Consider the following 12,225-nt stretch of genomic DNA (forward strand, 5'->3'; position numbering starts at 1 on the left):
AAGATTTTAAGCAAAAAAAAACTCCCGATTTGAAGTCGGGAGTTGTTAAACTATTAAGATAATATTACCAGTCTATGGTACGTGAATCATCAGGACCGTTTGTCCATTCTTGCTGTACCGAATTACTATTATCTCCAGGAAGAGTGCTAGCAGATCCCGCCGCGATACCTTGCTCCAATTCCACTTGAGTTGCTTCAACTCTTGGACTTATATATGCTTTTCTTATATCAGTTGTCATTTTATTAATAGATTATTTTGAATTAATTATTTCACTAGGTTACAAGACACCTTCTTTACACCACTACCTGATCCTTTTAAAGCAGTAGTTCCAATTACCATCTGTGTTAATTTAACCGCATTGTTTTGTGCCCCACCATTCCATGTAAATTTATTAAAAGCATTACCATTGCTTAAAACCAATGGAAATAATGGACCGCCAGATACTTTACTCGCGTACATCTTCACTTCACCCAAACGGCTTATCACCACTTTAACTAGTGGTGCAGCAGCCGTACCAGTCATACTGTAGATATGGGTTACAGTTCCACCTTGCGTATTATTACCGCTGAATTCACTACCATCTTCAAATTTGATATTTTGAGGCAAAGTTGCGTTACCAGATTGAAATTGAATTTCTTTTTGAGCAAGCTTAACTCCGTTAACCTCCATATTGAAAGAGTTATCTAATTTCAGAATATCAAAAACGAAACCATAGTCTGCTCCGGGAGCAGTAAAACTTGTCTCAAGAATACTTCCATTAGGCTTAAATACTCCATTTACGTTAATACCACCTGGAGATACATTTTGATAGTTCCAATCCATGTCTGCACCACCTACCACATCTTGTGTACAGGTATTAAAGTCTAAATCAAGCACGTAGCGTTGTCCTGGTATAATATTCAATTGTGGAATTTTAAGATTACTTTTAGTAACACCATCAATGGTTATACTTCCTATAGTAAGTTCGCCAGATGTCGCCTTTTCATGAATCAGCATTGTTGGTGTACTTGTTACTTCACGAAGTCCAGCACCCAATGCTGGAAATACAACATTTACACCAGCTTGGTTTAAACCATTATATGTCAGTGTACCATCTGAAAGTTTCAGGTTTGCACTGATATGTGAAGGTTTAATAACAGAAGCAGTGATATTGGTGATTGAACCCGTAGTTGTCGGATTCATTTTAATACGTGTTATAATCTGGCTATATTGATGTTTCAAAATCACATTGAGATTATTATCACCTGCAGCAAGTTTCAATGTACCAAAAAAGTACATCAAGTCGCTATCAATACTCGCTAAAGTAGCTGTCGACAATTTACTAGCTCCAGATACCGCAGGCACTGCTGTTGTACTGTTTACCGAATAAGCAATAAATGAATAGGTTTTACCCGCATCCAGCTCAATACCCATACTGTTATCAGCACCATTAGTATAAACTTTTTCAGTTACATAATCGCCATTGCTATCATAAACCAATACTTTATATTGTACATTCTGATCCAAAGGAGTATGTACAGCACCTGTTGCCGCACGATTAGATCCCGAAGCACGTAACCCATTTGACGAATTGCCTGCAGCTGTCAAAGTTACTTTGAAAGAGCCGCTGTTTGAAAAAGGCACAGTACTCACCTGTACGGATTGATCAGAACCCGCAGTAGCTTTACCTTTTTTCGCAGGCTCATCTGCAATAGGGTTAGCAACACCCAAAAGATTTACTTTTACAACAGTCTTATTACTATCAATACTGTCTTTAGTCTCCTTACAAGAATAAGACACTAAACAGAAAAGCGCAACAATCGCCACTAGAACTTTAGTTCTAGAATTTTGATAAAATTGTGAAATCATTTTATTTAATTATTAAAAATATAGTATTAAAGCTCTTTAAAAAGGTTCCCCTTATTGATTTATTTACCATCAAGTTGATAAAAGACGTATTCCATTTTTGTCAACACTTCCCTTTTTAGAATAAATTTTCCCATTTGTGATAAAATTCAATTGCGAAAGTAGGGACTTTAAAACCACTAAAAAATTAAAAAGATGACAATCAATAATTTTGTAGACAAACATCTACAATACTTATATATTTGGTAATTATAAATAATTACAGATTTAAAATTTAATTTTTAAAAAAATATAAAAATAATTGATAAATAAAAAAAGCTCCCGATTTATGGTCGGGAGCGTGCTTTACTTATAAAATAACATTACCAATCTAGGGTACGGGAATCATTAGGACCGTCGGTCCATTCCTGTTGTACCGTATTACTATTATCTCCAGGATTAGCACAAGCAGATCCTGCTGCGATACCTTGTTCTAATTCCACTTGAGTTGCTTCAACTCGTGGACTTAAATATGTTTTTTTCAATTCCGTTCTCATTTTATCAACTTTATATATATTAAAGACTATCTATTTCACCAGGTTACAAGAAACTTTTTTCACACCGCTTCCTGCACCTTTTATGATGGTTTCACCATCTACTAACTGCGTAACTTTAACCACATTTGTTTTTGCACCATCCCAAAGGAAAGTATTAAATGAATTGCCATTGCTTAATACCAATGGATATAAAGCACCGCCCGATTTTTTACTTGCAAACATCGTCACCTCACCTGTACGACTAATAACCACCTTAACAAGCGGAGCTAACGCTGTACCTTTCAAGCCATAAATACTAGACAAAGTCGCTCCATTTTCCGTATTTTTTCCACTAAAACTACTACCATCAGCAAACTTGATATTTTGACGAGATGAAATTGCATCCACTTGAAATTGAATTTCCTGTTTGGCGAGTTTCACACCGTTAACTTCCATATTAAAGGAATTGTCTAACTGTAAAATATCGAAGACAAAACCGTAATCAGCACCTGGAGCTGTAAAAGTTTTCTCAAGCGCTTTTCCGTTCGGGATAAAAACACCATCAGCAACAATACCCACTACTCCATCTTGCTTTCTTTCAGCAAACGACCAATTCATACCGGAGCCACCTTCCACATTCTGTGTACAAGTTTTAAATTCAAGATCTAGATAGTAACGCTGTCCCGGGATAACTTTCAAATCCGGTACTACAATATTTGATTTTGTTTCACCATCAATCGTGATACTTCCAAATTTTAATGTCCCAGCAGATTCATTAGGATGAATCAGCATTGTTGGAAGACTTGTCACTTCACGCAAACCTTTCCCTAAAGCAGGAAACACAACATTAACACCCGATTTGTTTAAACCATTATAGGTCAAACTACCATCTGCAAGTTTCAGGTTTGCACTTACATGAGTTGGATTTATTATCGGAGTAACAATACTTGTAATCGATCCAGTTGTATTCGGACTCATTTTAATACGGGTGACAATCTGGCTATATTGATGTTTTAAAATCACATCCAAGTTATTCTCACCGGCTGTAAGAGTCATTTTCCCTGAAAAATACATCAGATCACTATCAATTCCTTTTAGACTAGCCTCAGTCAGTTTACTTCCATCAACTACAGCAGGTACTGACGTTGTACTATTAACCGAATAGGCAATAAATGAATAGGTCTTTCCCGCATCTAACGCGATACCATCTTGATCACCGACTCCGTTGGTATACAGCTTTTCTGTTATATAATTACCATCCACATCATATACCAATACTTTATATTTAATATTTTCATCCAGCGGAGAACGATCAGTAGTTGTTGTTGCTCGGTTTGAAGCTGACAACTGCAACTCATCAGACGCAGGTGATTGAGGATCTGTAGTTAATGTCACCTCAAAGGAACCACTACTAGAAAAGGGCACAGTACCCACTTGTTTACTTTGTGTCGCCTCTTGCCCAACCTTTCCTTTTTTGGAAACTGCATTATCATTACTTATAGTAGGATTAGCTACGCCAAGAAGATTTACTTTTACAACAGTTTCGCCATTCGCGACACTATCTTGAGTTTCTTTACAGGAATAAGCGGTCATACATACGAAAGCGACAATCGCTAGAAGAACCTTACTTCTTGATTTTTGATACATTTTTGAAATCATTACATTAAAATTGTTAAAAAACGATATGCTATAAATTTTTCTTTTAGCGTAGCATTTAATGTCTTTTCCTAAAACATCTTAATAGTTTGCTACACAACATAATGGCAACGAAGATATAGCTAACCTAAGCAATAACAAATTAATTGAGTCGCAATTTTATTTTATGTAGACAGATCACCACATCATCTTACGTGAGACTTAAATAGATGATGATATTATCATATAGTAAGCCCAATCAGTATAAAAATTAAGACGAATTTTATTTAGCAAACGTCATGAAGCCACTCTCTGTAAAAAATAAAAGACCTGTTACGAACTTTTCATAATTCGCAACCAATAAAATTGTTTTTACTCCGCTAGCACTTATGCGTTAAAAAATTGAGTTCGGCGGCTTTATTTTTAGAGGAGAAACTTTGATCCATATTTTGAAATCAAAATATTTCATAATTATTTATTTTCTATACAACTGATCACCTCAGTGATACATAAATTACAAAAAAGCCCACATAGACTAATTTTACCCAAGAGCATATTGAGAATAAATAATACTAGAATTTTTAAGTTACGAAGTAAATAGAAATGTAAAAATTTAAATTATTAAAAACAATTAGTCTATCACACTTGTTAAGTGAGACAGACTAATTTAATAACCAACAACAAAAACAAGTAGACATAAAAACTAATTGTTAAATTTTCATTAATTCGAAAGAACCATATAGGAATTACAGTTGAAACATTATATTTTTATCTTAAACAACAGTTAACAAGCCATTATTATTGAATAGAAACAGAAAGAGTTACATAAAACCTTAAAAATAAAATAAGTTAAACAACTATTTTACTAAAAATAGCAAAGACACGTGTTGCAACAAACAATTAGGTAATTGATTTTCAATTTTTAAAACTGGGAGAATCAAAATATCCTGAACATTTATTTTGCTAAAGTTGATATTAATTCTTATTATTACAACGCGAAAAGAAAATATGTTACCACAATACAGAAATAAATATATTAATTAATTACAAATCATCAACATTGTTTAAAATACTGATTTATAACAGGATGTGTGATTAAAACAAATTGCCCTCTTTTTAAAATCTATGTTACAACATATTAAATAAAAAAATTACTTAATTATCTAAAAAGTTTAACAACTACACTGGCAACAGTATGGTATTTTAAAATAAATAACATTATGAACAAGAACAACAAAAAAATGTACATTGCTCCAACTATTGAGGAGCTCGTAATTGAACTAGAGCAAGGGATTGCTGCCGGATCAGGAAATGCATCACCAGGTGCACCTGCTATTAACGAAGAAGAAGGTGCCGGTGGTAGCGGCTGGAACGTTGATGGCTTTTAATCACTTATCCTAACTAACAATTAAAACATTATGAAAACAATCAATAACAATTTAGCAAGTAAGTTTGCTCTTGCTGCATTCTTAGCACTAGGCACTTTAGCTGTCACGAGCTGTAACAAAGACAAAAGCCAGGGACAGGAAACTCCTGCTGACCAAAGCCAGCTAGTCGTCCGTGTCGCAGGCATCAGCGACGGAGAAAGCAATGCTATAAAATCAAGCAAAAGCAGCACATCTTCCAGTAAATCCAGCAATAATTCCATAGAACTAGTTCAATCTAACGGCTTCGATGCTGTTGTTGCAATAGACAATAACGCACCTTCAGCAGACGCTTCGCCACTTTCTCAGGCAGGTCTAAGAGCATCTAACGGATTAAAGGCTGCATCTACACCGCTAACATCAACTACGACCTATCGTTTATATTTATATAAAAATGAGGGCGGTGCATATACTTTCACAAAATCAATGCAATTTACACCCGGAACAGAAGCACCGATCCAAATACCAAACGGATCGTACAAATGGGTAGCATTATCATATAACAACACAGACGCCATACCAGAGGCAGATGCATCAAACAACCTTGTATTACCTGAGAATAAAGATGTACTTTATGCAACTTCAGGCGCTACTGACATTGTTATTAATAGCAATACAGCTCCACTCAGCATAACTTTTAACCGTCTTTACGCCCGCATTGCCATTGAAATTAACACGCTAGGTATGTTTGCCCCAATAAACTCGGCTACAATAGCAGTTACAGGACAAAATGCAAAAGCAGCAACTTTTAATCTTACATCCGGCGCAATTACACTAGCAGGATCTGGAGGTACACCCGCCTTAACAGAGGTGAATTTCACCGATCTTGATGGAAACGCAAGCAGAAAGGTAGCATATTACTATACTGCAGACCAAACAGCTCAGAGCTTAACTGTTTCTGTATCAAATTTAAAAATCCAACTGGACAACGGCACAGAACGAAACTTTGGTGCAACAGCACTCACGCAAAGCAAAGTAATCACACCTGAGCGCGGTAAAAATCACCGTTTCTTAGTAGGTATTACGGAATCAGCTTTATCTTTTGGCTCTGGCACTGGCGCAGCACAATGGTCTAGATCAAATCTATACTACAAACCAAATGATGCGACACCATACCGCTTCTACCACACCAATCCTCAGACAAATGATCCTAACAGTTTCTTCTCCTTTGGAGCACATCGCCCACGCGTACTAGCAAGCGCAAATGCAGCGGTAGATGCTTGTGCGTTGGTTTATCCAGCGGGATTATGGAAAATACCGACTGGAGCACAATTAAATAATGTAACCTCTGTCGGCCTATTAGGCGGTTTATTAGGTGATCTTGGCTTAACAAACGTTGCTGGAATTGATGCACTAGTTATTGTTCAGGATGCATTAGCTGCAAGAGTAGTAAACTCAACAGCAACTGCTACGTATTCTGAATTTACTCCTACTACAGGTAATAACAGCGCATATGGCGCAGCGACTTCATCTGTAAACAGACTGCGCTTCAACTATAATGGTTACATGAACACATTAGGAGCATTAAATAATTTAATCACTCTTAATTTAGGAAATACTTACGGTAGCTACAATGCGTTCTGGACAAGCGAAAACCTAATCGGCACACCGCTAATTAATCTTGGAGTAAAATATCACTTAGGACATACTACAGGTGGTAATTACAAAGCCTACAGAACAACAAGTCTTTTAAGCGCAGGTCTTCTTGGCGCAGTAAGTGTCATCAACTCTCCATTAATGAACATACGTTGTGTACGTGATGCAACTTGGGCAGCAAAAAGCGCTCAAGCAAGTTACAATCCAATGCCAGTTTACCCGAACTAATAAAGAAGCTAATATATCAGCTTAACAACAATTTGTTTAGTTAAACTACAATTAAAACAACAAGAGCCGCCCCAACTGGAGCGGCTCTTGTTTTACCCTAACTACGATCTTATGAAGATATTCAAGAATAACTGCATCAGCAATTGCACACTCCTATCGTTGCTAACCTACTGCACACTAATCACAACCAGCAGTTGCAACAAAAACAATAATCAAACCGAGCAGGAAATCCCTAATGGCCAAAGTCAGATTACCGTTCGCATCGCTAGTATTAACGAAGGGGATCTGAATATTATTAACGGAACAAAATCCACCTCCTCCAAACCCACAATACCCCAGAAACAGACCATCAATATAGTAGAGGGGAACGGTTTTGATGCCGTCATCGCTATAGACAACAAAAGCCCAGCAACAAGAGAAACAGCAGTAAAAGCCGCAAATAACACCCGAGCAGCAGCAACTCCAATGGAAGCTGGCACACTATACCGCCTATTTTTATACAAAAAAAATAACAACACCTACAATTATTCAAAATCCGTTGAACTTATCACAGGTACTGAAAGCCCAATCCAACTCAGCAATGGCACCTACAAATGGGTAGCAGTATCCTACAACTCAAAAACAGATCAGGTACCAGAACGCGGCTCTGACAATAATTTTACCTTACCAGAAAATAAGGATGTACTCTACGCCACATCCAGCACAGACTTGATTATCACAGGAGCTAACACCCCAATTGCAATCAATTTCAACCGCGTTTTCGCACGTGTCGCCGTTGAGATTAACACAATAGGCCTTTTCGGCCCAATGACAAGCACCCCGACCATCACTGTCACGGGAGATAAATTACTTAAATCAGGAACAATCGACCTAACAACAGGTGAATTTATAGGAAACCTAACCACCGGAACTGATTTAGCGCTAACCCAGAACGATTTTACCGATATCAATCCAGTAGCAGGTCAAACCTATCAAAAAGTCGCTTATTTTTACACCGCCGGCCAACCTACTAAAGATCTGACAATAACCTTATCCGACCTTATTATCAAACTCGACGACGGCACAACACGGAATTTCTTTCTCAGCACACTGACACAGACCAAACCTATCACTCCAGAGCGTGGCAAAAACCACCGTTTCTTGGTCGGCATTGCAGAATCCGCATTAACACTCGGCACAACGAAATGGGCACGGTCTAACCTCTTCTATAGAACTTCTGATGCATTAGGAGCAACAACCCCATACCGCTTTTATGCCAACAACCCCTACCTACCCAATCAACAAGAAAGCTTCTTTTCATTCAAAGGACACCTTCCCGGCAGATTAGCATCAGCAAATCCCGCTAACCAAAAAGATCCCTGTTCACTTGTTTACCCAGCAGGACTTTGGAAAACACCGAGCGAAGCCCAGATCACCCCACTAACATCCAACCGCGGATTACTTGACGGTGCACTTGGCAGCGTCCTTGACCTACTGGGCACTATGCCAGCAACACCAGGATCAAATTACGGCACCATTTATATTGAATACCCCGTTACAGCGGGTTTTAATCCAGCTTACGGGGGCACCACGTCGCGAACAAATAGATTACGGTTTTATTACAATGGCATACAAAACAGCGTCATCTTAGCAAATGGACTAATCAACATGAATATAGTAGAAGCGGGAGCCACCGCAGGAATATGGTCCAGCGACCGCGTACTAGATGGTGGATTATTAGATCAATTGAGTACTGGCGTCGGAGCATGGGGATATTTAGGCTCAACAAAATCAATGTCCCTCTTCCAACCTCAAAGAGGAATTGCAACTAAAGGTGCAGGCCTTTTAAATATTGATCTTTTAGGGTCAGGCCTAGTTGCTTCAGGATTTATGAATGTCCGATGTGTACGCGATGAATCCTGGGCTGTAGCTAGCACATCTGCAAACTACAACCCCTACCCAGTATTATAAGACCAAAAATACGTTTCTTTATTATAATCACGAAGCCCTCTCCGAACACAAAAGGACCTTCCAATCAAGGAAGGCCCTTTTACACTACCTTTACAATATGCTCCAAACAAACACCGCATAGATCAAAAATTTTTAAAACTAATGAAATACATAATTAAAGCACACATTTAAATTCATATTTTCTTACTTTTTTAAAGTAAGAAAATATGAATTTAAATGTCCAGAATCAACCGAATAAAAAACTAACAATAATCACTACCTCCACACAATACTCGCCAAAAAGTAAAATCAAAACAAAAAAAAGAAACTCCATAAAGAAGAGATTTTTACCACCATCACACATATCCACCTCCACTCTATATAAATAGTCCAAAAAATTGAAAAACAACAAAATAAACCTCGTAAAAAAATAAAAAAACAAAAAATTGTAAAAGAAAAAAATTTCCTTAATGTCAAAATAACAACACTATTTTATATAAATATTGCTAAACAATAATTTTTGACATACATTTGCACAACTAAACTAAAAGTTACATAATTACAAGACCAAAGTTTCAAACAACAGATAAAATAGACACAAATTAAATAATAAAATAAAAATACTTAATCTTATAACAATTAAAAAAATTGTTACAGTACACTATTCACGACTAACGCATCAGAAAATCACAAATTTTTCAAATAAAATTAAACTAATAAAATACAAATAATAAACTAATTATTATCTAATAGCATTAAACAACACATTAATCATTCATAATCTTCCATAAGAAAAAATAATGGAGGACGGATAACTATTGAGCAATAAAAAAAACAATAACACATTATTACAAATAAGTATTATTTAAATTAAAATTAATGAATAACAAACAAAAAAAAATGTATGTGGCTCCCAGCATTATGGAACACGTAATTGAATTAGAACAAGGTATCGCAGCGGCCTCAGTAGGAAACGCACAACCAGGCGCTCCCGGCGTCAATGAGTATGAAGAAGGCCAGGGTAGTTCTGGTTGGGATACAAATAGCTTTTAATTTCAAAATCAGCCACATTAAAGAAATCATGAAAAAAACGAACAACTTAGCTAGTAAGTTCGCCTTAGCTGCATTTTTTGCATTAGGCGCCCTAGCCGTTACAAGCTGTAACAAAGACAACAATGAATCTGGACAAGAACTTCCAGCCGGCAACAGTCAAATTATCGTTCGCATTGCAGGCATTAGCGATGGCGAAAACAATACTTCAAAAGGATCAAAATCAAGCACTTCAAATCACAAAACTTCTTCAGAAAAATCAATAGAATTGGTTTCAGGAAATGGTTTTGACGCCGTAGTTGCCGTTGATAACCAAGTTCCTTCAACAAGCAAAACTCCATCTTTAAGAGCCGCCAACGGAACATCAGTCTCATCAAACATGGCCGCAGGTACGAATTATCGATTATTCTTATATAAGAAAGAAGGGGCAACATATACTTACGATAATTCTTACGAGTTTACAGTAGGGCAAGAAACGCCAATTCAGGTAAAAAAAGGTGTTTCCTATAAGTGGGTAGCTTTATCTTATAACAACAAAGAAGTAGTAGCAGACCGTGGAGCAGACGATCAACTTTTATTACCAGAGAATAAAGATGTTCTTTTTGCTTCTTCAACAGCAGATTTAACAATCGGTGATAACACAAGTCCAATTAACATTACTTTCAATCGTTTATTTTCACGTATTGGCATCGAGTTGAACACAAAAGGTATGTTCGGACCAATGAACTCTGCGACAGTGACAGTGACTGGTCATAGCACAAAAACGGCGACAGTTGATTTAACAACAGGAGCTTTAGTTTTGGCACAAGCCGCTCATACTCCAGAAATTTCTTTTGCTTCATTTATCAATACAAGTGAAGGGGACGCGAGTCAAAAGATAGCTTATTATTACACTGCAGACGAGACTCCTCAGGCTATTAAAGTTGTTGTTAAAGACCTGAACATTAAGCTTGATAACGGTACAAACCGTGTGTTTACAACATCAACATTAAGTCAAACGCAAGCAATCTCTCCTGAGCGTGGTAAAAACCATCGTCTTTTATTAGGACTTACAGAGTCTGCATTGACACGCGATGGTGTACAATGGTCAAGATCGAACCTCTATTATAAAGCGGGCGATGCGACACCTTATCGTTTCAATCCTACGAACGATTTCAACACTATTGCAGATCCAAGAGCATATTTTAGTTTTAAAGGACATCTTCCAATGACATTAGCGTCTAACGATCCTAAAAAGCAAAAAGATCCTTGTGCACTTGTATATCCTGCTGGACTTTGGAAAACTCCAACCGCAGCACAAGTTGGAGCCGTCACATCAAGAGCGGGACTTTTAGGAGACTTACTTGGTGGAGTATTAGATCTCGTATTGCCCTCAAAGACCCCAGGAACATCAGAAAACAACAAAGCACTTGAGTATGCTGGTGCAACTGGCGCTAATCCTGCTTACGGCGACGCACAGAACACACTTCGTTTTAACTACAACGGTTCCCAAACGAAGGTTTCAGTGCTATCAGATTTAGTTTCCTTAAATCTAGGCAACACTCAAGGTAAACATGCCGCTTTCTGGTCAAGTAGTGAATTGATCGATTTATCCCTTCTAGGAACAGGTGTTGGCGCTCAAAGTTTCATTGGTTACAAAGCATCTGGTTTATTAGGATCTGCAACTATAGCTTCTACTGGAGCAGGTTTATTAAACATCAATCTTTTGGGATTAGATGTCATCAGCTCCGAGTTGATGAATGTACGTTGCGTACGTGATGAAAGCTGGAATATTGCAAGTTTACTTCCAGGCTATAATCCTGAGCCTGCATTATAATCTTTATAACAGCAAAAAAGCAAGCTGTCATTTAAGTAAACATTGCCAAATAAAAAAAGAGTCGTTCAAACAGGAACGGCTCTTTTCACTGAAATGTATTAGAGTACAATTTGTGATTTTTCACAAATGAAATCAACCATTTTTAACACTGTAGTGAAGAAGAATTGTTATTATTTTTAGTAAACAG

The 12,225-nt window shown here is 37.2% G+C and carries 9 protein-coding genes; 5 read left to right on the forward strand and 4 right to left on the reverse strand.

All coding sequences use genetic code 11. The annotated features are described in order from the left end of the window. Positions 1 to 64 precede the first annotated feature (64 nt). The 4 genes from ACFS6I_RS17425 to ACFS6I_RS17440 all read right to left on the reverse strand — a co-directional run bounded on the left by ACFS6I_RS17425 (position 65) and on the right by ACFS6I_RS17440 (position 4,007). Positions 65 to 238, reverse strand: a complete 174-nt coding sequence (locus ACFS6I_RS17425) for a hypothetical protein (RefSeq protein WP_165902362.1) — start codon at positions 236 to 238, stop codon at positions 65 to 67. 26 nt (positions 239 to 264) lie between these two features. After that, positions 265 to 1,848 (reverse strand): hypothetical protein, encoded by a 1,584-nt coding sequence (locus ACFS6I_RS17430; RefSeq protein WP_380922490.1) that lies wholly within the window; start codon positions 1,846 to 1,848, stop codon positions 265 to 267. Positions 1,849 to 2,207: 359 nt separating this feature from the next. Beyond that, positions 2,208 to 2,381, reverse strand: coding sequence for a hypothetical protein (locus ACFS6I_RS17435; protein WP_380922492.1), 174 nt, complete (start codon positions 2,379 to 2,381; stop codon positions 2,208 to 2,210). Between the two features lie 30 nt (positions 2,382 to 2,411). Continuing rightward, complete coding sequence (locus tag ACFS6I_RS17440) at positions 2,412 to 4,007, reverse strand: fimbrillin family protein (RefSeq protein WP_380922494.1); 1,596 nt, start codon at positions 4,005 to 4,007, stop codon at positions 2,412 to 2,414. Between the two features lie 1,208 nt (positions 4,008 to 5,215). Here ACFS6I_RS17440 and ACFS6I_RS17445 point away from each other — a divergent pair. From ACFS6I_RS17445 to ACFS6I_RS17465, 5 genes are all read left to right on the forward strand, one after another. Next, a complete protein-coding gene (locus ACFS6I_RS17445) occupies positions 5,216 to 5,383 on the forward strand; it encodes a hypothetical protein (protein ID WP_183917660.1) in 168 nt (55 codons plus the stop codon). 30 nt (positions 5,384 to 5,413) lie between these two features. Continuing rightward, on the forward strand, positions 5,414 to 7,243 hold the full coding sequence (locus ACFS6I_RS17450; RefSeq protein ID WP_380922496.1) for a hypothetical protein: 1,830 nt from the start codon (positions 5,414 to 5,416) through the stop codon (positions 7,241 to 7,243). A gap of 111 nt (positions 7,244 to 7,354) precedes the next feature. Further along, on the forward strand, positions 7,355 to 9,193 hold the full coding sequence (locus ACFS6I_RS17455) for a hypothetical protein (protein WP_380922498.1): 1,839 nt from the start codon (positions 7,355 to 7,357) through the stop codon (positions 9,191 to 9,193). A 900-nt stretch (positions 9,194 to 10,093) separates the two neighbouring features. Beyond that, on the forward strand, positions 10,094 to 10,225 hold the full coding sequence (locus tag ACFS6I_RS17460; protein ID WP_315401338.1) for a hypothetical protein: 132 nt from the start codon (positions 10,094 to 10,096) through the stop codon (positions 10,223 to 10,225). 28 nt (positions 10,226 to 10,253) lie between these two features. Next, positions 10,254 to 12,038 (forward strand): hypothetical protein, encoded by a 1,785-nt coding sequence (locus ACFS6I_RS17465; RefSeq protein ID WP_380922500.1) that lies wholly within the window; start codon positions 10,254 to 10,256, stop codon positions 12,036 to 12,038. The last annotated feature ends 187 nt before the right edge of the window (positions 12,039 to 12,225 follow it).

It is taken from the genome of Sphingobacterium anhuiense, assembly GCF_042686355.1.
Lineage (GTDB): Bacteria > Bacteroidota > Bacteroidia > Sphingobacteriales > Sphingobacteriaceae > Sphingobacterium > Sphingobacterium anhuiense.

Bases quoted from the DNA above. Each gene is read 5' to 3' on its own strand.
- ACFS6I_RS17450 (WP_380922496.1), top strand. From the start codon at position 5,414: ATGAAAACAATCAATAACAATTTAGCAAGTAAGTTTGCTCTTGCTGCA.
- ACFS6I_RS17455 (WP_380922498.1), top strand. From the start codon at position 7,355: ATGAAGATATTCAAGAATAACTGCATCAGCAATTGCACACTCCTATCG.
- ACFS6I_RS17445 (WP_183917660.1), top strand. From the start codon at position 5,216: ATGAACAAGAACAACAAAAAAATGTACATTGCTCCAACTATTGAGGAG.
- ACFS6I_RS17425 (WP_165902362.1), bottom strand. From the start codon at position 238: ATGACAACTGATATAAGAAAAGCATATATAAGTCCAAGAGTTGAAGCA.
- ACFS6I_RS17435 (WP_380922492.1), bottom strand. From the start codon at position 2,381: ATGAGAACGGAATTGAAAAAAACATATTTAAGTCCACGAGTTGAAGCA.
- ACFS6I_RS17465 (WP_380922500.1), top strand. From the start codon at position 10,254: ATGAAAAAAACGAACAACTTAGCTAGTAAGTTCGCCTTAGCTGCATTT.
- ACFS6I_RS17430 (WP_380922490.1), bottom strand. From the start codon at position 1,848: ATGATTTCACAATTTTATCAAAATTCTAGAACTAAAGTTCTAGTGGCG.
- ACFS6I_RS17440 (WP_380922494.1), bottom strand. From the start codon at position 4,007: ATGTATCAAAAATCAAGAAGTAAGGTTCTTCTAGCGATTGTCGCTTTC.
- ACFS6I_RS17460 (WP_315401338.1), top strand. From the start codon at position 10,094: ATGGAACACGTAATTGAATTAGAACAAGGTATCGCAGCGGCCTCAGTA.